Below are 23,450 nucleotides of genomic sequence, written 5' to 3'. Positions count from 1 at the left end.
CCATTTCGGTCGTATCGCAAGCATGCAATTCGCCGAATATAGTGAATGGAACGTACAAATCTATGTCAAAAGCGGTTATCGCGCTGGGCGCAAATCTCAAATTGAGAGGTATTGGCCCCAAGGTGACACTTCAAAGCGCACTTGACGCGATGTTGCGTCAAGGGGTGGTGATTCGTGCCGTCAGCCGTTTTTTTGAGACCCCGTGCTTCCCGGCAGGTGCCGGGCCAGACTATATTAACGCGGCTGCAGTGATCGAAACGAACAGGACACCAGCCGATTTGTTGCACCTGCTTCACCAGATTGAGCATCAGTTTGGCCGCGAAAGGGTGCAGCGATGGGGTATGCGAACGCTGGATCTGGATCTGGTGTGCTATGATGATTTGGTTCTGCCGGATCGCACCGTATATGACAGCTGGCTGACCCTGCCAGCACAGGAACAGACGCAAAAGGCGCCGGACCGGCTGATTATTCCACATCCGCGCCTACAGGATCGTGCCTTCGTCCTTGTTCCGATGGCGGACGTCGCCTCGGATTGGCGGCATCCTGTGCTGGGCCGGACGGTAACTGAAATGCTGGCAGACCTGCCCGCGGCGGATATTGCAGAGGTCACGGCTGTATGAACGGTGCATTTGCAGCATTTCTTGCTTGTCAAGGCAGGGATTCGCCCTTAGATAAACCTCTTCCTGACATGGATTCAGTAACGGAGAGCGCCCCATGGCCCGCGTGACGGTTGAAGATTGCGTAGACAAGGTTCCTAACCGGTTTGAACTGGTGATGCTTGCCGCCCATCGTGCGCGCGAGATTTCTGCCGGCGGCCCGATCACCGTCGACCGTGACAATGACAAGAATCCCGTCGTGTCGCTGCGCGAGATTGCGGACGAAACTCAAAGCGCGGATGAACTGCGCGAGCGCCTGATCGAGGCCAACCAGACCCAGATTGAGGTCGACGAGCCGGAAGAAGATCAGATGGCTCTGCTGATGGGTGCGGAGTCGGACAAACCTGCCGATGACGATATGTCGGAAGAGAAGCTGCTGCGCGCTCTGATGGAGGCTCAAGGCCAGGGGTAATCCCCAAAGATAAAGGTGCGGACCGGATGATTTCTGCAGACGACCTGATTGCGCTGGTCCGCAACTACAACCCCAAGACTAATGCTGACCGCATCGCCCGAGCATATGAGTTCGGAAAGCAGATGCATGACGGTCAGTTCCGCCATTCAGGCGAACCCTATTTCACCCATCCCGTTGCCGTGGCCGCCATCCTGACCGAACAGCGTCTTGATGATGCGACGATCATTACGGCGTTGCTGCATGACACGATCGAAGACACCAAAGCCAATTATGGCAAAGTGTCCGAACTGTTCGGGGAAGAGGTTGCCAAGTTGGTCGATGGCGTCACCAAGCTGACCAACCTGCAACTATCCAGCCGCGAAACCAAACAGGCAGAAAATTTCCGCAAGCTGTTCATGGCCATGTCCAAGGACCTGCGTGTCATTCTGGTCAAGCTGGCCGACCGTTTGCACAACATGCGTACGATCAAGGCAATGCGCCCGGAAAAGCAGGTGCAGAAGGCACGCGAGACGATGGATATTTATGCGCCGCTCGCGGGTCGCATGGGTATGCAGTGGATGCGCGAAGAGCTTGAGGATCTTGCTTTCCGCGTTCTGAATTCCGAAGGTCGCCAGTCGATCATTCGCCGCTTTATCACCTTGCAACGTGAAACCGGCGACGTGATTCACCGGATCACCGGCGACATGCGGCACGAGCTGGAAAAGGCGGGCATCGAAGCCGAAGTGTTTGGTCGCGCCAAAAAGCCGTATTCGATCTGGCGCAAGATGCAGGAAAAAGATCAGGGCTTTTCGCGCCTGTCTGACATCTACGGCTTTCGCATCATCACCCGGTCCGAGGAAGATTGCTATCGCACGCTGGGTGCCATTCACCAGCGTTGGCGCGCGGTGCCGGGACGGTTCAAGGATTACATCAGTCAGCCGAAATCGAACGGATATCGCTCGATCCACACCACAGTTTCGGGCCGCGACGGGAAACGGGTCGAGGTTCAGATCCGCACCCGTCAGATGCATGATGTGGCTGAAACCGGCGTTGCGGCGCATTGGTCGTACCGCGACGGTGTCCGCTCGGAAAACCCATTTGCCGTTGATCCGGCCAAGTGGATTGCGAACCTGACTGAACAGTTCGACAGTGAGGAAGATCACGAAGATTTCCTCGAAGCGGTCAAACTGGAAATGTACTCGGACCAGGTGTTTTGCTTCACGCCCAAGGGCGATGTTGTCAAGCTGCCGCGCGGGGCTACGCCGATTGATTTCGCCTATGCGATCCATACGCGCATTGGACATGCCTGTGTTGGCGCCAAGGTGGACGGCATCCGTGTGCCACTGTGGACGCGGATCAAGAATGGTCAGTCGGTGGATGTAATTACCGCTGACGGCCAGACGCCTCAGGTAACGTGGCTTGAGATTGCGGTGACCGGCAAGGCCCGGACCGCCATTCGGCGTGCGCTGCGCGAGGTCGACCGCGAGCGGTTCATCAAGCTGGGCAAGGAACTTGCGCGTTCCGGTTTCGAACATGTCGGTCGAAAGGCAACCGACAAGGCGCTGGATACCGCGGCGAAACACCTGCGCCTGAAGGATCGTCACGAATTGTTAGCGCGTCTCGGCAGCGCCGAGCTGACGGCGCATGATGTGGTCAGCGCCGTTTACCCTGAACTTACCCAGGATGACGGTGATGCCATTTCTCCGCGCCGCGCGGTGATCGGCCTTGAACCCGGCCAGAAATTCGACCGCGCGCCCTGTTGTCAACCTTTGCCTGGCGAACGCATCGTCGGCATTACCTATCGCGGCAAGGGCGTTGTGGTGCACGCAATCGATTGCGACCGCCTGTCCGAGTTCGAAAGCGAACCAGATCGCTGGGTTGATCTGCACTGGCATTCTGGCACGCACCCGGCCGTTCATGGTGCGACGCTGGACGTCACGATTGGCAATGATGCTGGGGTGCTGGGCCGCATTTGTACGTTGATAGGCGAGAAAAAGGCCAATATTTCGAACCTGGAATTCGTCGACCGCAAACCGGATTTTTACCGCCTTCTGGTCAGTGTCGAATTGCGTGACCTGGAACAGTTGCATTCGCTGATGCTTATGCTTGAGGCCGAAAGCGACGTTGCCGCGGTCGAACGCTATAGGGACAGGACCAAAACCGCAGTAGCGGCTGGCTGAGAAGGGGTGATCAGGAGTGGTATTTAAGCGCCGAGACCGACGCTCGCCTGTCCAGATCGCGTCTGAATTCGTCTATCCCCGTGGTGGATGGACGCGGGCCTTTCACTACGTCAAGCATCGTGTTCGCAGGCTTCCGGATTCCCCTGAGCGCATTGCGCGTGGCATCGGGGCAGGCGTCTTTGCCTCATTCACTCCGTTCTACGGATTGCATTTTCTGGTCGCTGCTGTGGTGGCGCGCTTGCTGAACGGCAATATTCTGGCGGCACTGAGTGGAACATTCTTTGGCAACCCACTCACCTATGTGCCAATCGGTGTGGTTTGCCTGCAGACCGGACATTTCCTGCTGGGAACCAAGTTCCACAAAGGCGACACGCATGGTCTGATGGGCAAGTTCACAGATGCAATGGGTGATCTGAAGAACAACTTTATTGCCATGTTCACCGACCGTGTCGCGGACTGGCATGGGCTCAGCATCTTCTATAACGAGGTGTTCTTTCCCTACATGATTGGCGGCGTTCTTCCGGGCATTCTGGCGGGTGTAATTTGCTCCTATCTCAGCTTGCCGCTGATCCGCACCTATCAGCAGCGCCGTCGCGACAAGATCAAGGCAAAGTTTGACGAAATCAAACGCTTGGCCGAAACTAAGCCTGCCGTTCCATTGATGAATACCCTAGGTTCAGACCAGGGCCTTAAGAAGGATTCGAGCGATGTCTGACAACCACCTGCGTCTTGGCGTAAATATCGACCACGTGGCCACGGTTCGCAACGCGCGGGGCGGGGCCTATCCTGATCCGCTGCGTGCCGCCAAGCTGGCGGAAGAGGCCGGGGCTGACGGCATTACCGCGCATCTGCGCGAAGACCGTCGCCATATCTCGGACGCTGATATCGATGGCCTGATGGAGGTCCTGTCGGTGCCGTTAAACTTTGAGATGGCCGCGACGCCCGAGATGCAGAAAATTGCCTTGCGGCATAAGCCGCATGCCGTTTGCATCGTCCCTGAAAAGCGCGAAGAACGCACCACCGAAGGCGGGCTGGAAGTCGCGCGCGAGGAAAACAAGTTGGCTCATTTTATCGCTCCGCTGCGCGATGCCGGTTGTCGTGTGTCGATCTTTATTGCTGCTGATCAGCGCCAGATCGAGGCGGCGCATCGTATCGGCGCCGAAGTGATCGAGCTGCACACCGGTGCCTATTGCGATGCCATGGCCGAAGGCCACGACGACAAAGCCAACAGTGAGTTGGAAGCCCTGCGTGAAATGTCCGCTTTTGCCCATTCACTGGGCCTTGAGGTGCACGCGGGCCACGGCCTGACCTATGACACCGTACAACCGATCGCGGCGTTCCCAGAAGTGCGCGAGCTGAATATCGGGCACTTCCTTATTGGCGAGGCGATCTTTCGCGGCCTCACGCCTGCCATGGCCGAGATGCGGCGCCTAATGGATGAGGCGCGCGAATGATCACCCCCGGTTTTGTTGTCATCTGGTTTGCCTGGCTGATGGCCGGTGGCTCTCCGGGGCCTGCAACAATGGGGATTGCTGGAACGGCAATGAACGAAGGTCGCCGCGCTGGCCTGGTGTTTGCCTTGGGTATTTGCGCTGGTTCTGCCGCTTGGGGCGTCGCCGCCGCGCTGGGTTTATCGGCGATCATGCTGGCCAATGTTTGGGTATTCGAGGTCATCCGCTATGTAGGGGTGGCCTATCTGGCCTGGCTGGCGATCAAGGCGCTGCGCCGGGCGATGACGTCTGATGAGGTTGCTATGGGCAACCCTGTCACCGGCTCTTTTCGCACAATCTTTGCCAAGGGCGCGGCCATTCACCTGACAAACCCCAAGGCGATCCTGAGTTGGGGGTCGATCTATGCCATCGTCGCCCCGAATAATGCCAGCCTTTCGATGTTGTTGGGCTATTTCGCCATGCTTTATGCAGGATCTTTGCTGATCTTCATCGGCTACGCCTTTCTCTTCTCTTCCGAGCGTATGGTGCGCGCCTACAGCCGCGCCCGCCGCTGGTTCGATTTTGCGTTTGCTGGGTTCTTTGGAGTGGCGAGTTACAAGATTTTGACGGTGCGGCTAGCGTGATGGGTTCAAGGGAGTGAACTTCAGTCTTCTCAGATACCTAGCGGTGTTTTCAGGGGCATACGTTGTCTTGAACGTTTTAGGCTTGGTCGAACTGGTCTGGCTGGCTTTGTCGTTGGAGTTTGAATTCAACAAATACTTGGGAGCACGGCTTTTGTTCCTCAACTCGGGGATCTTTTTGGGGCAATACATTGTGGATCAGTTCTTTGCCATGTTGATTGCCATATGCTTTGTCGTGTTTGCCATAGCCGCCCTTGTGGAAGGGTACTGCTACAATCGCAATTCCGCCGTGCCATCCAATACGAACATGTTGTCTGGATCAGTTGCGATGGCGGTGATTGGAATGGGGGTGCTCTTCTTGGTCATTGTCTTGATTAACTTCTTTACGTTCGAAGACCTTTCATTCCTAGATCTGCGGTTCGGCTTTTGGGATTATTATTGGACCGCTGCTTTTGTCGTTACTGCGTCGCTCGTGTGCCGTATTGCATTCGGCGTTGGCCTTAGACAGGCACATAAGGCACAGCTCGTAACAAAAGGTACTGCCAAATGATCCTCGGTATCGGCACAGATCTCGCGAATATCGACCGCATTCAGGGTACGCTCGATCGGTTCGGAGACCGGTTTCGCAACCGTGTATTCACTGAGATCGAACAGAGCAAGGCGGAACGTCGTGCTGATGTTGCGGGAACCTATGCCAAACGCTGGGCCGCGAAAGAGGCATGCTCTAAGGCGCTGGGCACCGGTCTGGCTATGGGCATCGCCTGGAAGGACATGTCGGTGACCAATCTGCGCACCGGTCAGCCTGTGATGCATGTCACCGGGTGGGCAGCAGATCGACTGAAAGAGATGACGCCCAAAGGGTATGAGGCCATCATCCACGTTACCCTGACCGACGATCACCCCTGGGCACAGGCATTCGTGGTGATCGAGGCGCGTCCGCTTCACGATGGCCCCGCGCAGCCTTGACTTGCCCGTAACTGACCCGCATGTAGCACCCCAACGAATAAACGACCGGAGAGCAGTATGGCCGAGGAAGCCAAAACAGGTAACGCCGTTTGGGAGACGATCAAGACCATCGTCTATGCCCTGCTGATCGCGGGCGTCTTCCGCACGATCCTGTTTCAGCCGTTCTGGATTCCGTCGGGTTCGATGAAGCCCACCTTGTTGATCGGGGATTTCCTGTTCGTCAACAAAATGTCTTACGGTTATTCTTACGCGTCCTGTCCCAGCCTGATCATCCCAAGCGTCGGCCTGAATGTTGACGCCGAAGACCTCTGCGGCTGGATGCAAAGCGATGAAAACACCCGTATCTGGGGTGGTGACCCCGAACGCGGTGACGTCATTGTTTTCCGCCACCCGGTCAGCGGTCGTGATTATATCAAACGTCTTATTGGTCTGCCCGGGGACCGCATTCAGGTGCGGGACGGTCAGATCATTCTGAACGGTGCGCCCGTACAACAGGAACCTGATGGTGTGTTCACCGAAGTCGCCGAACCACAAGGTTCGCAAGGTTTACGCCCACGCTGCGAAAACGGTCCTGTCGGCTTTGGCGGTGTCTGCGAAAAATCGCGGATGATCGAAACTTTGCCAAACGGTGTGTCCTACGAAGTGCTGAACATCGGCAACCAGGCCGCTGACAATACCGGCATCTATACGGTTCCCGAAGGGCATTACTTCTTCATGGGGGACAACCGCGACAACTCCAGCGACAGCCGCGTGCCGCAATCCGCAGGTGGCGTTGGCTACGTGCCTTACGAAGACCTGATCGGGCGGGCTGATCGCATCCTGTTCTCATCCGCTGGCCGATCGATGCTGTTCTTCTGGACATGGCGCGGGGATCGTTTCTTTAAGGCGGTCAATTGAAGCTTTCGACCGAGATAAAGGCGTTCCAGCAGCGTCTGGGGTACGAATTCTCGAACCCTGAACTGCTGGTGCGTGCACTGACCCATGGATCGGTCTCGTCCTCGACACGACCCGACAATCAGCGGTTGGAGTTTCTAGGCGATCGGGTTCTGGGTCTTGTCATGGCGACTGCCCTGTTGGAAGCCGACAAAAAAGCATCCGAAGGGCAGTTGGCCCCTCGGTTCAACGCTTTGGTCCGCAAAGAGGCCTGCGCCGATGTGGCTCGGCAAATCGATCTTGGCGTGGTGCTGAAACTGGGTCGGTCCGAGATGCTGTCAGGCGGGCGCCGCAAACAGGCCCTGCTGGGTGATGCGATGGAGGCTGTGATCGCCGCAATCTATCGCGATGCCGGTTTCGAGGCTGCGCGCGACGTCATTCTGCGACTGTGGGGGGATCGCGTCCACAACGTTGAAGCGGATGCGCGCGACGCCAAAACCTCGCTGCAGGAATGGGCGCAGGCGCGCGGGCAAAAACCGCCGGCTTACGTCGAGGTCAAACGTAGCGGCCCGGATCACGCCCCGGTGTTTACCATTGCGGCTCGGTTGCAGGACGGAACCGAAGCGCAAGCAACGGCAGGGTCGAAACGTCAGGCTGAACAAGCCGCCGCAAAGGCACTGCTGGATCAGTTGAAATAGCAACCTTCGACAGCCCGAACATGTCACAATTCTCAATCTAACTTGAGGCCTATGGCAGACCTCGGGTCGCGGGCGTATCTGAACATCATCCGCTTTGGCGCATGTCTAAGAACAAGCGAGCAAAGCGAAACAGATACAATGATTTGAGGCATTCAAATGCAAAGCGCAAAACTGACCACAGTGAATATCGGCTTTTTGTTCATCGCCGGTTTTATCGCCACGATCGCCTTCGATTTCTGGGGGCAGGTTGTCAGCCCCGGCATCGGCTGGGCCAATCTTTCACCGGAAGGGCTGGCCCAGAGCCTGTTGTCCAGTCTCGGCCTGCCCAGCAATGCGTTTCTGGGCTTTTTCGTGCATTTCTATCTTGTGGGCCTGATAGCCTATCCGCTGGGGTGGTTTCTGATCTTCAAACCGGTATGGGTTAAGGTACTTGGCCCCGTTCATATGTTTGTGGCCTCGGCGATTTACGGGTTTGGTCTCTGGGTTTTTGCTTTGGGTGGTATCACGACCTTGTCCGGTCTGCCGACCTTCTTGAACTTCTCGGCGATCACTTGGGTCGCACTAATCGGGCATGTTCTTTACGGGATCGTCATGGTTGCCGTCTTGCGCTTGATTGAGCGCCAGAACGCATGAAATGCCTTGGGGGGCGTCTAGCACGCCCCTCAGACCACCCGGATAAATCCAGTCAGCCCGGTCTTTTGGTGCTCGATGACATGACAGTGGAACGCCCAGTCGCCCGGGTTATCAGCGACCAGCGCGATCTCGGCAACCTCGCCTTTTAGCAACAGCATCGTGTCGGTCATCAGAGGCGGAAGTTGGCGCAGGTTCGACCGTATCGGCACAAAAGCCAACCCGTGCAGGTGGATCGGGTGCAAGTTAGGAGATTCATTTCGCAGCCGAAGGACATAGCTTTTGCCCATTTCCAGCGTTGCCAAAGGCCCAACACCCTGCGCCACGTCGCCGGGCCATGGTTTGCGATTGATGGACCAGAAGTTATACCCCAGCGAGCCGCAGAACCCGTTGTTGGGTTTACCACCTTCGGGGGTCCAGCCAAATACAAACTCGTGCAGCTCGGAATTGGTCAGATCGGGTTTCGCGACCGGGTTGACGGGCAGAGGGCGCAACTCTTGCAGGTCCCGTGACGCTGATGATCCGATTGCGCGCAGCTGTGCCATAGGTCTGTGCGGCTGACCGGGCAATTTTGCCATCAGCGCAACGCTGCGCCCCTCGTCGCCGGGCATTGCTACCGCAAAATCCACACGCTGACCGGGCCCGACAAGAAGTGGCTCATCAGTGTTGGGCATCGGGATGTTAATCTCAAGCGGATGGCCATCCCACGCGATAATCCGTGCATCGCCGCCCTCAAGATGCAGTTTGTAGATACGCGTTGTGTCCGTATTTACGACTCGCAGTCGCACCAGGCTGCCTGCGGCATGATCGTGGACAGCACCCTGCACCCAGTTGGCGGTGTGGACATTGCCAAAGGTCCCGGCCCGTGCAGCGCCGCGCTGGGTATAGGCCGGCAGGAACGCGCCATCTTCATCCAACCGAAAATCGCGCAGGTTGATCGCCTGTTCGCCGTCAAATCCAGGGTCTTCGGGTTCTGTAATCACCATGACGCCCGTCAAACCGTGGGCCATCTGCTCCATCGTCATGCAATGTGGATGATACCAGTAGGTGCCTGCATCGGGCGGAGTGAATTCATAGTTAAAGACCTCACCTTCACCCAATGGCATTTGGGTCAGGTAAGGTACTCCGTCCATCTTGTTCGCGATCCGCATCCCATGCCAGTGCATTGCGGTGTATTCCGACAGCGTATTGCGCACGGGTAACCGCATCACTTCCCCTTGCTTGCCGTACAATACCGGCGGCGGTGCGTTAGGGGACAGGCTGACCATTCCGGTCGTCACCGTATCCCGCAGGGCAAAGCTTGCTGGTTGAATGGTTAACTCCGGCGTCCCCTGCGCCAACCCGAAACCGCCCAGGCCCAGCGCGCCGGCAGCGGCCCCGCTGCCCAAAAGAAACTCGCGACGTTTCATGTCGTGCCTCATTTTCCGATGGTTGCCTGGCTGGATTTGGCGCGGCTTGGAATAGGCGTGCCACCGATTTTGCATGACCGCAATGCGACAAATCCCTCTGGCCCGCGCAGCCTTTCTGCTATAGGGGTGCGCACTTGCAACCAGGAACGCCAGACACATGACCACACGCGCCGGATTTATCGCCCTGATCGGAGAGCCCAACGCAGGCAAATCCACCCTGCTGAACCGCATGGTCGGGGCCAAGGTTTCGATCGTGACGCATAAGGTTCAGACGACCCGTACCCGCATTCGCGGTGTGGCAATGGAAGGCGATGCGCAGCTGGTTTTTGTAGACACACCCGGCCTGTTCAAACCGCGTCGTCGTTTGGATCGGGCCATGGTTGCCGCGGCCTGGGGCGGAGCGGCGGATGCAGATGTCGTCGTTCTGATGATCGAGGCACATCGCGGCATCACCGAAGGGGTCGAGCGTATCCTCGTAGGTCTGGAAGAGATCGGTCAGGGCCGAAAGGTTGCGCTGGCGATCAACAAGATCGACAAAGTCCAGTCTGAGGTGCTGCTGGCCCTGACAAGTGACTTGAACGCACGCTACCCGTTTTCCGAAACCTTTATGATTTCCGCCGAAAAGGGCTATGGGGTTGACGATCTGCGCAAATGGCTGGCTGCGGAATTACCCGAAAGCCCGTGGCTGTATCCCGAAGATCAGATCGCCGATCTGCCCCTGCGCATGATCGCAGCTGAGATGACGCGCGAGAAACTGACCCTGCGCCTGCATCAGGAGTTGCCCTATCAACTGACGGTCGAGACCGAAAACTGGGAAGAGCGCAAAGACGGCTCTGCCAAGATCGACCAGATCATCTATGTCATGCGCGACGGTCACAAGGGCATAGTGCTGGGCAAAAAGGGCGAGACGATCAAGGCGGTCAGCCAAGCCGCGCGCGCCGAACTGGAAGAGTTCCTGGACCGCAAGATACATCTGTTCCTGCAGGTCAAAGTGCGCCCGAACTGGCTGGAGGAATCCGAGCGTTACTCGGAAATGGGTCTGGATTTCAAAGACGGAAACGCATGACCCGCCTGACGGCTGATTTTTGGGTCCACGCCTATTTGGCGCGGTTACGGTTTCAGGAAATCCCTGCTTTTGTCGTGGCACATGGCGACGACACAGCGGGCGCGGTGTTGGTCAAACTAAACACCTTGGATGGGCAAGCGGCCGCATTTCAGCGCAGCTTTGATCTGATGAGCGGTGAGCGCAAATGGGTCGAGCTTTCCTCCGGTGCCGAGACAGAAGTCGACGACGCCATCACCCGGCAACGCAGCTTTGACCCTGACCTTTGGGTGATCGAGGTTGAAGACCGACAAGGGCGTCATCTGCTGGGCGAAGAGGGATTGGACTAGCACGCAGTTCAACGGGTCTTGGTCGCTCGGACCAAAACGTCTATTTTACCCGCACTCTGTCGGCGAGGATCGCCGCACCGTTTGAATAGATAATAGGTGTATGTATGGCCGAAACACTCGCTGAAAAGCTTGAAAAATCAGAACTTGGTCATTGGATGCATCGGTTTGAAGGCTTCATGATCTTCATTGGCATTGTCGGCCCTTTTGCCACGCTGCCGCAGTTGATCAAGCTGTACTTCACGCATTCACAACATGCGACCGGCCAGTCTCTGCTGTCTTGGTCGCTCTTTGCTGTGCTGTCATTCTTATGGTTCGCCTACGGGCTGGTGGTCGGCAAGCTGCCTATTTATGTGGGCAACGGTATCTCGATGGTGCTGAATGTCCTGATGGTTCTGGGCATCCTGATTCACGCTGGTTTAACGTTTTGACCAGCCGCCACGATCCGGCGCCAAGACGTCACCAGCCGCTGCTTTTAAGTGTGATGTTGTGCCCGGTGGTGGTCAATGTTTCACCGGCGAATTGCTTTACGTTGGGTGCGAAGGCCTGAAAATAGGGTTGCGACTGCACATGAGCCAATGTCTCGGCGCTGTCCCAGCGGCCCCAGTGAACCCGGGACTTTCCGTCATCAGCGACCGCAACCTGATAAGTGAATTTTCCGGCCGCCTCGGGGTCGGCGTTGATTGCCTCGATAAATGTGCGGATGGTGGCCTGCCATTCGGCTTCGTTGCCATCGAAGGAATATGTAATGGTTATGCCTCGCATCGTGACCTCCTGTTTAACTATGTTGTTAAATAAAGGGTGGCAACCCCGCGTTGTCAAGGAAACGAGGTTGGTAACATATTGACCATAGATGGGAGTTACAGCGCAATCTCAGGTCTTTTCTGGCGGCCACCGTTTCGGTGGTGAGCAAAAGTCAGTACGCAGGGTTTGTCTTCGACTTCGCTGTCACACTCTACAATTCAGTTCCCTTCAATCATTTGATCGTGTCCGACAGAATGCTATCTGAGAATGTGTCCTTGCCCCTATCGAGTTGAAAAAAGATGAAAACCTTCACTTTGGCCTGCTGTTCAACGATCCTTGTCTTGGGCATGGTGACTTCGCCCACCTTTGCGCAGCAGAGGTTGGGGTGGGTTTATCAAATCGATGGGTTGGCCGCTTATCAAAGCAACGCGGACCTGAGTGAAGGCGGGGAGTTCTCGGCCAGTCGCGCGTTTTTGCGAACAACCGCTTTGTATAATCTGAATGGTGGAACCTCGGTTGGGCTGTCAGCAAGCATCGGCAGGTTCGATTACAACTTTAGTCAGGCGGATAACCAACCGTGGGAGGACATCCGCGACATCAGAATCTCTGTTCCACTTCGATTTCGTGCCGGCAATACTGCAAGCGTTTTCGTGTCACCGCAGGTCCGCTGGGACTACCAGAGCGGCGCTGATGCGGCGGACGGCAGAACTTATGGTGTCTTTGCTGGTATTGCCTGGAAGTTAAGCGAGAGCCTGACCATCGGCCCTGCGTTTGGAGCGTTTTCGCAGTTCGAAGACGATGATATCGATTTTTTTCCGGCGCTTCTGGTGGATTGGGATATCAATGACCGTTGGAACCTGAATACCGGCTCGGGGATTGGCGCAACGCAGGGGCCGGGGTTGACACTCAGCTATGCGCTGAATGACACGATGACCCTCGGCCTTTCTGCTCGCTCTGAGCGCATTCGGTTCCGGCTTGACGAGGAAGGGCTGGCCCCAAACGGGATAGGTGAGGACAAAAGTATTCCAGTGGTGGTTTCCTTTGGCTACAATCCCAATCCCGGCATTTCGCTGAACGTTTTCGCAGGTGCTGAATTGGATGGGCGCCTTACACTGGATGATGCGAACGGCACGGAACTCAGCCGCCAAAACTATGAAACCGCGCCGTTGGTTGGGGTGGCCTTCAGGGCCCGGTTCTAATTCCAAAGACCAGTTGGATGCCTGCGCCCTTGCGGATGTTTCCGCCTTGCGGTCTGTTACAAACCGGGGGCGAGCCTGAGACGAAAGGAGCCTGATTTGGACTGGCGCGATCACGGCATCCTTCTGACGTCTCGTCGGCATGGCGAAACGGCGGCGATTATCGAGGTCTTCACCGAAGGCCACGGTCGTCATGCAGGCGTCGTACGCGGCGGCACCAGCCGCAAGATCGCCCCGATCCTGCAACCCGGTGCGCAGCTTGATGTTTTGTGGCGGGCGCGGTTGGAAGAACATCTTGGCGCTTTTCAGGTTGAACCTTTGCGTTCACGCGCAGCAGCGGCATTTTCGGGTCGGATGGCGTTGGCAGGATTGAACGCGTCCGTTGCGCTGTTGTCCTTTTGCCTGCCCGAGCGTGAACCGCATCCAGCGATCTACAAACAGACCGAACAGTTGTTGGATCTGCTGGGGCAGGACGAAATCTGGCCGCTAGCTTACCTGCGCTGGGAATTGGCGTTGCTTGAAGAACTGGGCTTTGGCCTGGACCTGTCGGCCTGTGCTGTGACAGGGGCGGCGGATGGGTTGGTCTATGTCTCCCCCAAGACTGGTCGAGCCGTTAGCGCCGATGGTGCTGGCGAATGGGCGGATAAGCTGTTGCCCCTGCCACCCTGTTTGCGCGGTGAGGGGCAAGCGCCGGACGCTGAGATTGCCGCAGGGTTGAAAACCACCGGTTACTTTCTGGAACACCATCTAGCCCCGTCCCTGGGGCATAACCCCTTGCCGGATGCGCGGGCAAGATTTGTGGATCAGTTCACTCGGCGGCTTTGAACACCATTTCGTGCCCGTCATCATTGCGCAGTATCAGCAGGTCGCCTGATACTTCGGACTGCATCATGGCAATCAGCGCAGCGAAATAGAAGCCTTCGGCCTCAAGCCCGGCACAGGCCGCGCGTGTTGCCGTCAGGTCCAAAATCTCGAACCAGGGGTAGGGTGCGTTCAGGGTGCCGCTATAGCTGTTGCAAGGGGCGTTACCCGTGATCTTGCCCTCTTCGGGGAACCGCAACATGGCGCTGGCCTCGAAAGGCTGTCCGTCGATTTCCTGCAGCACCCAAGTCTGGTCCGCGGCGCCGTAAGCGGCAACAGATTCGTCCCTGTCGCATTGAAACAGGCCAATCAAAGGCAGTGTCAGGATCAGACGCATCATTCGGGTGTCTTACTTTCTTACTGGTGCCGAGGGAACCGGCGAAGCCAGACTAGTAGGGGATCTCACCGCTGATAAGTTCTTCGCGAACGTCCAGGCGTGGCCTCCAGTTGTATCTGGTGTCCTCGCTTACCTGATCCCAGAATAACGCACCGCTGTTGCGCCATGGGTCAAGGATGATGCCATCTTTCATCGTGTCTCCTTTGGCGCTGATAGCGGCAGAATGGTGGATGATCCGAAAGGCGGTTGGGGGCGACGTAGCCCAGTGCACGTCCAAAGTTCGGAAGTTTTCCTGCTGCAGGCGGCGGGTCATGGCCTGCGCCCAGTCGTTGCACAATCCCTTTTCCCGGAACCCGTTGATGACCTTGGCGTTATGGATAATCGCCGGGTCTGTGACGTTCCAATCCCGCTTCAGTTGCTGCGAATAGGTGTAGGCGATGGTGGCGGCCTTTTGTGCCTCGGCGGGATCGACTTGGGGTCCAAGGTTTTCGATCGCCAGTGCCAGCTCGTCTACCTCGGTGTAGCCCGCCACAGGCTGGGTTGTGGCGCATCCGCCCAGTATCAGGGCTGCAACGGTCGCCCAAAGCGCAAAAAATAGTCGGGTCATTCTGTCATCACCATCCTTGGGCCCGGTCTGGGTCGCAGCGTGCCCTAAAGGGGTTTCAACAAAAAGCAAAGGGGGAAGTTTTTTCGATTGAGGATCAGAAAGGTCTCTATCCTGTCACAGAACAGACGGCGTGAATTTCAAACTGGGGTTCGGAACAAAGAAAATGACCCGGCACAAGACCGGGTCTAGTTGGGGAAACGGGATGCCTAATTCCGGTTAGCCCAGCAAACGCCGTGCAATAACCTGTGCCTGAATTTCGGCAGCCCCTTCAAAAATATTTAGAATGCGCGCGTCACACAGAACGCGGCTGATCTTGTACTCCAGCGCAAAACCGTTGCCGCCATGGATTTGCAGACCGTTATCCGCCGCAGCCCAGGCCACACGAGCGCCAAGCAGCTTGGCCATGCCGGCCTCAAGGTCGCAGCGGTGACCGTGATCTTTTTCCCAAGCTGAGAAATATGTCAGCTGACGGGCGATCATGATTTCGACCGCCATCATGGCCAGTTTGCCGGACACGCGGGGGAAGTTGATCAGCGACTTGCCGAACTGTTTGCGGTCCTGCGCGTATTGCATCGCGATATCCAGCGCGCTTTGGGCCACACCAATGGCGCGGGCAGCGGTTTGAATGCGTGCGCTTTCGAAGGTTTCCATCAGCTGTTTAAAGCCTTTGCCTTCTTCACCGCCCAGCAGGTTCTCGCCCTTGACTTTGAAACCGTCAAAGCCCAGCTCGTATTCCTTCATCCCGCGATAGCCCAGAACTTCGATCTCACCGCCGGTCATGCCGGGCGTGGGGAAGGGGTTCTCGTCTGTGCCCGGGGTCTTTTCCGCAAGGAACATGGACAGACCGCGGTGATCGGCGGTGTCCGGGTTGGTCCGGGCCAGCAGCGTCATCACATGGGTACGTGCCGCGTGGGTGATCCAGGTTTTGTTGCCGGTGATCTCATAGTCACCGTCCGCGTTCTTGACCGCACGTGCACGCAGGCTGCCCAGATCCGAGCCAGTGTTTGGTTCGGTGAAAACGGCTGTCGGCAGAATTTCGGCGCTGGCCAGTTTAGGCAACCAGTTGGCTTTTTGTTCATCGGTGCCGCCCGCGATGATCAGCTCGGCCGCGATCTCGGAGCGTGTACCAAGAGAGCCCACGCCGATATAACCGCGCGACAATTCCTCGGACACGACGCACATCGAGGCTTTGGACAAGCCGAAGCCGCCAAATTCTTCGGGGATGGTCAGGCCAAAGACACCCATTTCCGCCAGTTCCTCGATGACTTCCATCGGGATCAGTTCGTCTTTGAGGTGCCAATCATGAGCGTGGGGCTCGACCTTTTCGACCGCATAGCGGCGGAACTGGTCGCGGATCATCTCGAGTTCTTCATCCAGGCCTGAGGCGCCGAACATAGTGGCACCGGCCTGATCTTCCATCAGAGCCACCAGCCGTGTGCGGGCGGCCTGAGAATTGGCCTGTGCCATCAGCGTTTGAATTTCGGGGATCTGAAATCCGGAAAGCGCGTCCCAGCTAAGACCCATGTCCTGCAGGCGCACGACTTCGCCCTGGTTCATCGGAATGCCGCCCGCAACCTGGTGCAGGTATTCGCCAAAGGCGATTTGGTGCAGCAATTGTTCGATCTCGCCGAACTTGCCATCGGCCTCCAGCGCCTCGGCCCAGCGTTGCATCTGTTTTAGGGACTGAGAATATGTGGCCAGCCATGACAAGCCATGGGCGGCAGTTTGATTGGCTTCGATCAAGGCACCGGATACACGGCCATCAGCGGAAACCATACCGCGCACCGACTCACGCGCACGCTCAAACACTGTTTCAACGGCGGGTGCGGCCGCACGGGTCAGCGTCAGAAGATCGGGCAAAATCGCAGGTGTCGTCATCTGGGTCATATCCTGTCCGTCATGGGCCATGAATCGTGTCCTTTTCTCGTGTCGTCTGGTCATATCATGCTGCACGTGCAGCGCAACAAAAATACGTATTACGTTGCGAAAAAGTTCTAATATTTCTCGAGTGTTTTTGCAGTGCAGCGCCCGTCAGGAATGATATCAGGGGGCCATGACATTGTTTTCTTTACTACCTCCACAGGATCTTCTGCTGGCTCTGAGCGTTGCGTTCCTGGCTGGGTGGGTCAAAGGTATCGTCGGTTTTGCCATGCCGATGGTTATGGTTTCAGGGTTGAGTGTCTTTCTACCGCCCGAGCTGGCCATCGCGGGTCTGATCCTTCCGACACTGGTAACTAATGTCTTTCAGGCTTTGGGACAGGGTGTTTCCGCGGCCGTGTCGTCGGTCAGGGAGTTTCGCATCTTTTTAATCGTGGGTTTGGTGTTCCTTCTGGCCGGAGCCAAGCTGGTCACTTTGGTACCGACATCGACCTTCCTGTTGATGATTGGCGTTCCGGTCACGTTCTTTGCCTTGATCCAGGTCCTGGGTGTGAAGTTGGCGCTGAAAGAACCATCGGCCCGTGTTGAGGTTCTCATAGGGGCCGTCGCAGGATTTGTCGGTGGTATGTCTGGTATTTGGGGGCCGCCAACAGTGGCGTACCTGACGGCCCTGAACACGCCGAAAGCCGTGCAAATGCGGGTGCAGGGGGTCATCTATGGGCTGGGTGCAATTGCCCTGATGGTGGCCCATATGGGATCAGGTATCCTGCGGGCCGACACCGCGCCGTTTTCGGCTGCCCTGATCGTTCCGGCGGTGATCGGGATGTGGGTGGGCATGCAGTTGCAATCGAGAATCGATCAGGCGCTGTTTCGAAAAGTGACTTTGGTTGTGTTGTTGGCCGCTGGGTTGAACTTGCTGCGCCGCGGTCTGATAGGTTAAGTTCTGCGGTCCATAAACCGAAACGCGAAGTAAAGCCCCAGCATCAGGAAAAACAGCCCCGAGATATCGCCGATCAGAAAGGCGATGTACTCTACCCCTGCGCTGCCAAAACTCATGTTTGTCATAGCGGATGCCAGGAACGACGTGATCACGCCGACACCCATGACGCACAACCAGCAGGGTTTGCGATCGGGTCTGGGGAACAAGTCCCAACCTGCCCACTTGAGCAAGTAGAACACGGTGGGAACCGTTGTGACCGCGATGACAATTGCCAACAAGCGGCTGGGCAAAAAGACATCTGCACCCCCCAGGAATGCAAAGACTGCAAAGACGCCCGGCAGCAATGCGAAAATCGCGCGCCACCCTAACAACCACGCCGCCAGGACCCGAACCCCGTGAGGTAGGAACAGCAGGCTGGCCCGGCTTGGATATTCCGGAAAGAACACGTTTTGCAGCGGCATCAAGACCTCGAAAGTGAGGAATGATGCAACTATGTAAGCCAGTGAGGCGAAGAAAGTGTCAGAGGCCCATCTGCGCACGATGATTAGCCATCAACGCTCAGGTTGGCGGTGTCACCTGGGCGCATGTACGATATACCGCCCCCGGTTGGCATTGCCGCTTTGGGACAGATAGCCCTTTTGGACCAGCGATTTCAGCGCACGGAAAAATGTCGGACGCGAAACGCTCTGAACAAGGGTGTGCTCGATCAAACCGAACGTGCGGACTTCCTGATCGGCTTTCGACAATTCTTCGGCCGCGTAGTAAATGTCACGCTCAACCGGAGAGAGTTGTTCCAGTCCAAGGGTTCGTTCCATACTCTGCATCAATTTGCGAAGTTCGGTCAGTTTCGAGATTTCCGTCATTTGCCTACCTGTTGTTTTCCTTGCCGCCTTTCGCGTTGGAGCGAAAGTTAGAAACTCGCTGAAACAGAATTTTTCCAGCACGTCTCATATTGACACCCATCCCCGATGGATTAAACTAGATACTTGATTAGGTTGCTCAAATCGCGAATGTGAGTGCGCGTTCATGAGTATCCCCAAGGTCTTTTACTTCCCGCCCGGTGCGTAAGCGCCGGGCTTTTTCGTCATAATGACACAGTGAAGTACTGCAATCTGCTGCAACGGGCAATAAATTTGTATATGCATGGTGCATTATACAACCACAGGAAGATTGCAGAGAGGTTACTCGCCCGGAGAAAAGAAAAGGGGCGAAAACCGCCCCCTTTTGAAATCAACCGATTGCTACGGCTTTGATGTCGTCATCAATAAAGGGCAGATACTGCTCGAAGTTCTCGGCAAACATCTGCACCAGTTTTTCAGCCTGCTTGTCAAATGCTGCCTGATCATCCCAAGTGCGGCGCGGATCCAGCAGAACTTCGGCAACGCCGGGAACCGAGACCGGGACGTCAAAGCCGAAATTAGCATCCTTACGGAACTCGGCGTCGCGCAACGAACCTTCCAGCGCCGCGGTCAGAAGTGCGCGGGTTGCGCGGATCGGCATCCGGCTGCCAACGCCATAGGCGCCGCCGGTCCAGCCGGTGTTCACCAGCCAGCAAGTTGCACCGTGTTGAGCGATCTTGTCGCGCAGCAGGTTGCCGTACTCTTCCGGGCGTCGCGGCATGAAGGGCGCGCCAAAGCAGGTTGAGAACGTGGGCTGAGGCTCGGTGACGCCACGCTCGGTTCCTGCAACTTTCGACGTGAAGCCAGACAGGAAGTGATACATCGCTTGTGCCGGTGTCAGTCGCGCGATCGGAGGCAGAACACCAAATGCGTCACAAGTCAGCATGATGATGTTCTTGGGGTGCCCACCCAGCGCGCTGCTCGAGGCGTTCGAGATATACTCCAGCGGATAGGCGCAGCGCATGTTTGCGGTCAGAGAGTCATCCTCGAAATCCAGTTCCTTGGTTTCGGGGTCAAAGACCATGTTCTCGATCACAGTGCCGAATTTGCTAGTGGTCGCATAGATTTCCGGCTCGGCTTCAGCGTTCAGATTGATGGTCTTGGCATAGCAACCGCCTTCGAAGTTGAAGGTGCCGCGATCCGACCAGCCATGTTCGTCATCGCCGATCAACGTGCGGGCAGGGTCTGCAGACAGGGTGGTCTTGCCGGTGCCGGACAGGCCAAAGAACACGGCGGTGTCGACCGGGTTGCCAACGGCGTGATTGGCCGAACAATGCATCGGCATCACGCCTTTTTCAGGCAGCATGTAGTTCAGCAGGGTGAAAACCGATTTCTTGTTCTCGCCCGCGTATTCCGTACCGCCGATCAGGATCATCTTGCGGTCGAAGTTCAGCGCAATCACGGTCTCGCTGTGGCAGCCATGCTTGGCCGGGTCGGCCAGGAAGCTAGGGCAGTTGATGACGGTGAAATCTGCAATGAACTCTTCCAGATCTTCGCGATCCGGACGGCGCAGCAAGTGGCGGATGAACAGGTTGTGCCATGCCAGTTCGGTGACCATGCGCACGTTGATCGAATAGGCGGGATCGGCGCCGCCGACGAGATCCTGCACGAAATAATCACGGCCCTTCATATGCTCGAGCATATCGGTATACAGCGCGTCAAAACCCTCGGGGGTCATCGCGGCGTTGTTTTCCCACCAGATGGTATCGGCAACACTGTCGGTTTTGACGACGTGTTTGTCCTTGGGCGAACGGCCGGTGAATTTGCCGGTGGTAACCAGAAAGGCTCCGCCATTGCCAAGAGTGCCTTCGCCGCGCTTCAGCGCCTCTTCGATCAGCGCCGGTTCCATGAAGTTGTAATAGACATTGCCCAGACCCTCGATGCCCTGATCTTCGAGGCGGAATTGCGGGTTAACCCGTCCAGATGTCATGCGTTTCTTCTCCTGTGGCGGCGCGCCGGCAGTTGGGCCGGGGGCGCTCTTGGGGCAGTATACCGGGAAAAACCGGCGGATGCGCGGGTCTTAACATGGTCGTTTGGGGCATGAACAGGACGGTTTGGCGCAGTTAGCGCAACCAAGTCAAAGTTTAGCGCCACCACTAATTTCCCGCCAGAAAACAAGGCGCTTTTACGCGCGTATTAACGGCTTTTTTGCCGCATCTGTGTGACAACAATCGCACGATTCGCAGATACGGATTGATTCGCGGCCATAAAAACGACAAAGATGCCCTACTAATAAGCGAATTATTGCGTGAGTGAGCAGGAATAGGGGTTAACCCGATGTCGAAGATTGCATTGGTGGACGACGACAGAAATATTCTGACGTCCGTATCCATGACGCTCGAAGCCGAAGGGTTCGAGGTTGAGACTTATAATGATGGGCAGGCAGCGCTGGACGCTTTCAACAAGAAACTGCCCGATATGGCTGTTCTGGACATAAAGATGCCGCGGATGGACGGGATGGACCTGTTGCAGCGGCTTCGGCAGAAAACCCAGATGCCGGTGATTTTCCTTACATCCAAGGATGACGAAATTGACGAGGTTCTCGGCCTGCGCATGGGCGCGGACGACTACGTCAAGAAGCCTTTTTCTCAGCGTCTATTGGTTGAACGCATCCGCGCGCTGCTGCGCCGGCAAGAGGCGACGACTGGCGATGTGACAACCGCCAACACAGGTGATGCCAAGGTTATGGAGCGCGGCGATCTTCGGATGGATCCACTGCGCCACGCGGTCAGCTGGAAGGGCTCGGACGTTTCTTTGACCGTGACCGAGTTCCTGCTGTTGCAAGCGCTGGCCCAGCGACCGGGCTTTGTCAAAAGCCGCGATCAGCTGATGGATGTGGCTTATGACGATCAGGTCTATGTGGACGATCGTACGATCGACAGTCACATTAAGCGACTGCGCAAGAAAATGCGCGCCGCAGATCCCGAGTTTTCGGCGATCGAAACACTGTACGGAATTGGGTACAGGTACAACGAAGAATAGGCGTGGCCATATACTAGGGGTAACCGGGTCTCGTGCGCGATACAGAACAAGCCAGCGAATTGCGGGACGGTGATGTCGTTCTGGGGGATGATTGGGTCATCCCACAGGATCCCGAGTCAGCCGAACTTCGGCACGCGCGCCGCCGCCGCGGCCTGTTTGCAATGCGCGGGTCGCCGCTTGCGCGCAAGATCATCACGCTCAACCTGATCGCCTTGGTGACGCTGGTCACCGGGTTGCTGTATCTGGACGATTCCCGCGATGAGCAGGTTCAGCAGACCGCGCGTAACCTGATCGGGGATGCGCAACTGGTCAGCAACGTGTTCGAAGCACAACTGCGCCAAACAGCGTCCGGCCTGTCGCAAGATGCCGGCGCACTGGATGTAAAGGACACGCTGGAGGGCCTTGCCCTACCCCAAGGGGGCGAAGTCTTTGTCTATGACGAGCGGGGAACTCTGATTGGATGGGCGCGTGGCGCAGCATCCGAGCAGGCGCTGTTGGCGTCCGAGTCCGAGGTTCAGACCGGCAGTACTTTGATCAGCGACGCCTTGAACGCCGTGTGGACGGGTTTGTCGCGAGTGTTTACCTCCACAGAACCCAGCGAAGCGCCTACGCTGGCGCAACGGGTTCAGACCATAGTACCCGGCGCGCTGCAGGGGCAGATGCAGGTGCAGGCCGTCAAGGATGACTTTGGCGAAACGGTCATCGTTGCAGCCGCTCCGATCCTGCAGGATGGCGTCGCCGTGGGGGCCGTTGCCATGGCCGGTCCATCCGGAGAGATTGACGCCCTCGCCCGTCGCGAGCAGGAGCGCATCCTTCAGATGTTTGTTGTCGCGCTTCTTGTGTCGATCGGACTTAGCCTTGTTCTCGCCTCAACCATCGCAAACCCGTTGGCGGATCTTGCGGCAGCCGCCGAACTGGGTAAGGACCGGGGCGCCGGAGTGAACCCCGGCCGTATCCGCATCCCCGACCTGACCGCGCGTCCGGATGAAATCGGTCTGCTAAGCCGCGCGCTGCGGGGCATGGTGACCGCGCTGTACAACAGAATTGACGCGAACGAACAGTTCGCCGCTGATGTCGCGCATGAAATCAAGAACCCTCTGGCCAGCCTTCAATCTGCTGTGGGAACGTTACGAATGGTCAAACGCGATGACCAACGTGAAAAACTGATGGGTGTGATCGAACATGACGTTCGCCGCCTGGACCGTCTGGTCAGCGATATCTCGAACGCGTCCCGTCTGGATGCCGAACTAGTCAAGGAAGAAGAACAGCCGTTTGATCTGGTGAAGCTGGTTGGAAATATCAGCCAGCATCTGGGTGAAGATGCACGGGCCAAGGGGATCGACTATATAACCGATCTGCCGTCCAATCCGATCACAATCAACGGGCTGGAGGCGCGACTGGCGCAGGTCTTTGTCAACTTGATCACCAATGCCACCTCGTTTTGCGAGGAAGGCGATGCGATCCGTGTCTGGGTCCGGCGGCGCGAAAACAGGGTGCTGGTCGTGGTCGAAGACACCGGTCCCGGTATTCCGGAGCAGGCCCTGACCAAGGTCTTCAAAAGATTCTATTCCGAGCGTCCCGCCGAGCACTTCGGAAATAACTCGGGCCTGGGGTTGGCAATCTCCAAGCAGATTGTCGAAGCACATGGTGGTGTGATCTGGGCCGAAAACATCCGGCCAACCGATGCCGATATCACCTCGGACCCACTAGGCGCGCGCTTTGTAGTTGGCTTGCCCGTGTAAA

27 protein-coding genes are annotated in these 23,450 nt (G+C 57.0%); 19 read left to right on the top strand and 8 right to left on the bottom strand.

Annotated elements, in window-relative coordinates; translation table 11 throughout:
- Positions 1-62 precede the first annotated feature (62 nt).
- From folK to AC2FID_RS14800, 11 genes are all read left to right on the top strand, one after another.
- Entirely contained in the window at positions 63-620 is a 558-nt protein-coding gene (folK, locus tag AC2FID_RS14850; RefSeq protein WP_496837477.1) for a 2-amino-4-hydroxy-6-hydroxymethyldihydropteridine diphosphokinase, read from the top strand.
- A 94-nt stretch (positions 621-714) separates the two neighbouring features.
- Positions 715-1,068: a DNA-directed RNA polymerase subunit omega gene (gene rpoZ / locus AC2FID_RS14845; RefSeq protein ID WP_010437681.1), complete on the top strand. Its 354-nt coding sequence runs from the start codon at positions 715-717 to the stop codon at positions 1,066-1,068.
- Positions 1,069-1,094: 26 nt separating this feature from the next.
- Entirely contained in the window at positions 1,095-3,227 is a 2,133-nt protein-coding gene (locus AC2FID_RS14840; protein WP_058278948.1) for a RelA/SpoT family protein, read from the top strand.
- A gap of 16 nt (positions 3,228-3,243) precedes the next feature.
- Complete coding sequence (locus AC2FID_RS14835; RefSeq protein ID WP_108861282.1) at positions 3,244-3,942, top strand: DUF2062 domain-containing protein; 699 nt, start codon at positions 3,244-3,246, stop codon at positions 3,940-3,942.
- Positions 3,935-4,681, top strand: coding sequence for a pyridoxine 5'-phosphate synthase (locus AC2FID_RS14830; RefSeq protein WP_496755549.1), 747 nt, complete (start codon positions 3,935-3,937; stop codon positions 4,679-4,681). Before AC2FID_RS14835 ends, AC2FID_RS14830 begins: the two co-directional genes overlap by 8 nt.
- Complete coding sequence (locus AC2FID_RS14825; RefSeq protein WP_496837475.1) at positions 4,678-5,301, top strand: LysE family translocator; 624 nt, start codon at positions 4,678-4,680, stop codon at positions 5,299-5,301. The genes AC2FID_RS14830 and AC2FID_RS14825 overlap by 4 nt, the downstream gene beginning before the upstream one ends.
- Positions 5,302-5,368: 67 nt before the next feature.
- Complete coding sequence (locus AC2FID_RS14820) at positions 5,369-5,848, top strand: hypothetical protein (RefSeq protein ID WP_496837474.1); 480 nt, start codon at positions 5,369-5,371, stop codon at positions 5,846-5,848.
- Positions 5,845-6,264: a holo-ACP synthase gene (gene acpS, locus AC2FID_RS14815; protein WP_109312280.1), complete on the top strand. Its 420-nt coding sequence runs from the start codon at positions 5,845-5,847 to the stop codon at positions 6,262-6,264. Before AC2FID_RS14820 ends, acpS begins: the two co-directional genes overlap by 4 nt.
- A 57-nt stretch (positions 6,265-6,321) precedes the next feature.
- A complete protein-coding gene (lepB, locus tag AC2FID_RS14810) occupies positions 6,322-7,161 on the top strand; it encodes a signal peptidase I (protein WP_109312281.1) in 840 nt (279 codons plus the stop codon).
- On the top strand, positions 7,158-7,835 hold the full coding sequence (rnc, locus tag AC2FID_RS14805) for a ribonuclease III (RefSeq protein ID WP_058273658.1): 678 nt from the start codon (positions 7,158-7,160) through the stop codon (positions 7,833-7,835). The genes lepB and rnc overlap by 4 nt, the downstream gene beginning before the upstream one ends.
- Before the next feature lie 156 nt (positions 7,836-7,991).
- Positions 7,992-8,468, top strand: a complete 477-nt coding sequence (locus AC2FID_RS14800) for a hypothetical protein (protein ID WP_282169908.1) — start codon at positions 7,992-7,994, stop codon at positions 8,466-8,468.
- A 29-nt stretch (positions 8,469-8,497) separates the two neighbouring features.
- On the opposite strand, the gene AC2FID_RS14795 is transcribed toward AC2FID_RS14800, so the two are convergent.
- The gene (locus AC2FID_RS14795) at positions 8,498-9,874 is read right to left on the bottom strand and encodes a multicopper oxidase family protein (protein ID WP_496837470.1); all 1,377 of its coding nucleotides are present in this window, start codon (positions 9,872-9,874) and stop codon (positions 8,498-8,500) included.
- Between the two features lie 157 nt (positions 9,875-10,031).
- On the opposite strand from AC2FID_RS14795, the gene era reads away from it, so the two are divergent.
- The 3 genes from era to AC2FID_RS14780 all read left to right on the top strand — a co-directional run bounded on the left by era (position 10,032) and on the right by AC2FID_RS14780 (position 11,694).
- Positions 10,032-10,940: a GTPase Era gene (era, locus tag AC2FID_RS14790; protein ID WP_496837468.1), complete on the top strand. Its 909-nt coding sequence runs from the start codon at positions 10,032-10,034 to the stop codon at positions 10,938-10,940.
- Positions 10,937-11,266: a DUF1491 family protein gene (locus AC2FID_RS14785; protein ID WP_109312284.1), complete on the top strand. Its 330-nt coding sequence runs from the start codon at positions 10,937-10,939 to the stop codon at positions 11,264-11,266. The genes era and AC2FID_RS14785 overlap by 4 nt, the downstream gene beginning before the upstream one ends.
- 104 nt (positions 11,267-11,370) lie before the next feature.
- A complete protein-coding gene (locus tag AC2FID_RS14780) occupies positions 11,371-11,694 on the top strand; it encodes a SemiSWEET transporter (RefSeq protein ID WP_472724352.1) in 324 nt (107 codons plus the stop codon).
- Positions 11,695-11,722: 28 nt separating this feature from the next.
- Here the strand turns inward: AC2FID_RS14780 and AC2FID_RS14775 are convergent, their stop codons facing one another.
- Positions 11,723-12,028 carry an NIPSNAP family protein gene (locus AC2FID_RS14775; protein WP_496737184.1) on the bottom strand — a complete coding sequence of 102 codons (306 nt, stop codon included), beginning with the start codon at positions 12,026-12,028 and terminating at the stop codon, positions 11,723-11,725.
- A 278-nt stretch (positions 12,029-12,306) separates the two neighbouring features.
- On the opposite strand from AC2FID_RS14775, the gene AC2FID_RS14770 reads away from it, so the two are divergent.
- Together AC2FID_RS14770 and recO are read left to right on the top strand one after the other, a co-directional pair.
- Positions 12,307-13,206, top strand: a complete 900-nt coding sequence (locus tag AC2FID_RS14770) for a hypothetical protein (protein WP_496737186.1) — start codon at positions 12,307-12,309, stop codon at positions 13,204-13,206.
- A gap of 96 nt (positions 13,207-13,302) precedes the next feature.
- Positions 13,303-14,028, top strand: coding sequence for a DNA repair protein RecO (gene recO / locus AC2FID_RS14765; protein ID WP_058273270.1), 726 nt, complete (start codon positions 13,303-13,305; stop codon positions 14,026-14,028).
- Here the strand turns inward: recO and AC2FID_RS14760 are convergent.
- The 3 genes from AC2FID_RS14760 to AC2FID_RS14750 all read right to left on the bottom strand — a co-directional run bounded on the left by AC2FID_RS14760 (position 14,012) and on the right by AC2FID_RS14750 (position 16,916).
- Positions 14,012-14,404: an META domain-containing protein gene (locus AC2FID_RS14760; RefSeq protein WP_496837467.1), complete on the bottom strand. Its 393-nt coding sequence runs from the start codon at positions 14,402-14,404 to the stop codon at positions 14,012-14,014. The genes recO and AC2FID_RS14760 overlap by 17 nt on opposite strands.
- 49 nt (positions 14,405-14,453) lie before the next feature.
- Complete coding sequence (locus AC2FID_RS14755; RefSeq protein WP_496737188.1) at positions 14,454-15,008, bottom strand: hypothetical protein; 555 nt, start codon at positions 15,006-15,008, stop codon at positions 14,454-14,456.
- 216 nt (positions 15,009-15,224) lie between these two features.
- On the bottom strand, positions 15,225-16,916 hold the full coding sequence (locus AC2FID_RS14750) for an acyl-CoA dehydrogenase family protein (protein ID WP_496837466.1): 1,692 nt from the start codon (positions 16,914-16,916) through the stop codon (positions 15,225-15,227).
- Positions 16,917-17,061: 145 nt separating this feature from the next.
- Here AC2FID_RS14750 and AC2FID_RS14745 point away from each other — a divergent pair, with 145 nt between their 5' ends.
- The gene (locus tag AC2FID_RS14745) at positions 17,062-17,826 is read left to right on the top strand and encodes a sulfite exporter TauE/SafE family protein (protein WP_496755542.1); all 765 of its coding nucleotides are present in this window, start codon (positions 17,062-17,064) and stop codon (positions 17,824-17,826) included.
- On the opposite strand, the gene AC2FID_RS14740 is transcribed toward AC2FID_RS14745, so the two are convergent.
- The 3 genes from AC2FID_RS14740 to AC2FID_RS14730 form a co-directional block, all read right to left on the bottom strand.
- Positions 17,823-18,287, bottom strand: coding sequence for a hypothetical protein (locus tag AC2FID_RS14740; RefSeq protein WP_496698571.1), 465 nt, complete (start codon positions 18,285-18,287; stop codon positions 17,823-17,825). The two genes, AC2FID_RS14745 and AC2FID_RS14740, sit on opposite strands and share 4 nt — an antisense overlap.
- Positions 18,288-18,398: 111 nt before the next feature.
- The gene (locus AC2FID_RS14735; RefSeq protein ID WP_058273655.1) at positions 18,399-18,689 is read right to left on the bottom strand and encodes a hypothetical protein; all 291 of its coding nucleotides are present in this window, start codon (positions 18,687-18,689) and stop codon (positions 18,399-18,401) included.
- 367 nt (positions 18,690-19,056) lie between these two features.
- Positions 19,057-20,655: a phosphoenolpyruvate carboxykinase gene (locus tag AC2FID_RS14730; protein ID WP_109312292.1), complete on the bottom strand. Its 1,599-nt coding sequence runs from the start codon at positions 20,653-20,655 to the stop codon at positions 19,057-19,059.
- Between the two features lie 347 nt (positions 20,656-21,002).
- On the opposite strand from AC2FID_RS14730, the gene AC2FID_RS14725 reads away from it, so the two are divergent.
- Both AC2FID_RS14725 and AC2FID_RS14720 read left to right on the top strand, forming a co-directional pair.
- Positions 21,003-21,707, top strand: a complete 705-nt coding sequence (locus tag AC2FID_RS14725; protein ID WP_170561191.1) for a response regulator transcription factor — start codon at positions 21,003-21,005, stop codon at positions 21,705-21,707.
- Between the two features lie 32 nt (positions 21,708-21,739).
- Positions 21,740-23,449, top strand: a complete 1,710-nt coding sequence (locus AC2FID_RS14720) for a sensor histidine kinase (RefSeq protein ID WP_496837463.1) — start codon at positions 21,740-21,742, stop codon at positions 23,447-23,449.
- Position 23,450 lies beyond the last annotated feature (1 nt).

The sequence above is a fragment of the Ruegeria sp. CDSC068 genome (genome assembly GCF_059610545.1).
The sequence above is the reverse complement of the archived record's forward strand: the minus strand, read 5'-3'. Positions and strand labels throughout refer to the sequence as shown.

Excerpts from the sequence above, each read along its gene's own strand:
- lepB (WP_109312281.1), top strand. The coding sequence starts at position 6,322 with ATGGCCGAGGAAGCCAAAACAGGTAACGCCGTTTGGGAGACGATCAAG.
- AC2FID_RS14800 (WP_282169908.1), top strand. The coding sequence starts at position 7,992 with ATGCAAAGCGCAAAACTGACCACAGTGAATATCGGCTTTTTGTTCATC.
- AC2FID_RS14830 (WP_496755549.1), top strand. The coding sequence starts at position 3,935 with ATGTCTGACAACCACCTGCGTCTTGGCGTAAATATCGACCACGTGGCC.
- rpoZ (WP_010437681.1), top strand. The coding sequence starts at position 715 with ATGGCCCGCGTGACGGTTGAAGATTGCGTAGACAAGGTTCCTAACCGG.
- AC2FID_RS14745 (WP_496755542.1), top strand. The coding sequence starts at position 17,062 with ATGACATTGTTTTCTTTACTACCTCCACAGGATCTTCTGCTGGCTCTG.
- AC2FID_RS14775 (WP_496737184.1), bottom strand. The coding sequence starts at position 12,028 with ATGCGAGGCATAACCATTACATATTCCTTCGATGGCAACGAAGCCGAA.
- AC2FID_RS14740 (WP_496698571.1), bottom strand. The coding sequence starts at position 18,287 with ATGCCGCTGCAAAACGTGTTCTTTCCGGAATATCCAAGCCGGGCCAGC.
- era (WP_496837468.1), top strand. The coding sequence starts at position 10,032 with ATGACCACACGCGCCGGATTTATCGCCCTGATCGGAGAGCCCAACGCA.
- AC2FID_RS14795 (WP_496837470.1), bottom strand. The coding sequence starts at position 9,874 with ATGAAACGTCGCGAGTTTCTTTTGGGCAGCGGGGCCGCTGCCGGCGCG.
- AC2FID_RS14785 (WP_109312284.1), top strand. The coding sequence starts at position 10,937 with ATGACCCGCCTGACGGCTGATTTTTGGGTCCACGCCTATTTGGCGCGG.
- AC2FID_RS14725 (WP_170561191.1), top strand. The coding sequence starts at position 21,003 with ATGTCGAAGATTGCATTGGTGGACGACGACAGAAATATTCTGACGTCC.
- acpS (WP_109312280.1), top strand. The coding sequence starts at position 5,845 with ATGATCCTCGGTATCGGCACAGATCTCGCGAATATCGACCGCATTCAG.
- AC2FID_RS14755 (WP_496737188.1), bottom strand. The coding sequence starts at position 15,008 with ATGACCCGACTATTTTTTGCGCTTTGGGCGACCGTTGCAGCCCTGATA.
- AC2FID_RS14735 (WP_058273655.1), bottom strand. The coding sequence starts at position 18,689 with ATGACGGAAATCTCGAAACTGACCGAACTTCGCAAATTGATGCAGAGT.
- AC2FID_RS14730 (WP_109312292.1), bottom strand. The coding sequence starts at position 20,655 with ATGACATCTGGACGGGTTAACCCGCAATTCCGCCTCGAAGATCAGGGC.
- AC2FID_RS14750 (WP_496837466.1), bottom strand. The coding sequence starts at position 16,916 with ATGGCCCATGACGGACAGGATATGACCCAGATGACGACACCTGCGATT.
- AC2FID_RS14840 (WP_058278948.1), top strand. The coding sequence starts at position 1,095 with ATGATTTCTGCAGACGACCTGATTGCGCTGGTCCGCAACTACAACCCC.
- AC2FID_RS14770 (WP_496737186.1), top strand. The coding sequence starts at position 12,307 with ATGAAAACCTTCACTTTGGCCTGCTGTTCAACGATCCTTGTCTTGGGC.
- AC2FID_RS14780 (WP_472724352.1), top strand. The coding sequence starts at position 11,371 with ATGGCCGAAACACTCGCTGAAAAGCTTGAAAAATCAGAACTTGGTCAT.
- AC2FID_RS14760 (WP_496837467.1), bottom strand. The coding sequence starts at position 14,404 with ATGATGCGTCTGATCCTGACACTGCCTTTGATTGGCCTGTTTCAATGC.
- folK (WP_496837477.1), top strand. The coding sequence starts at position 63 with ATGTCAAAAGCGGTTATCGCGCTGGGCGCAAATCTCAAATTGAGAGGT.
- AC2FID_RS14825 (WP_496837475.1), top strand. The coding sequence starts at position 4,678 with ATGATCACCCCCGGTTTTGTTGTCATCTGGTTTGCCTGGCTGATGGCC.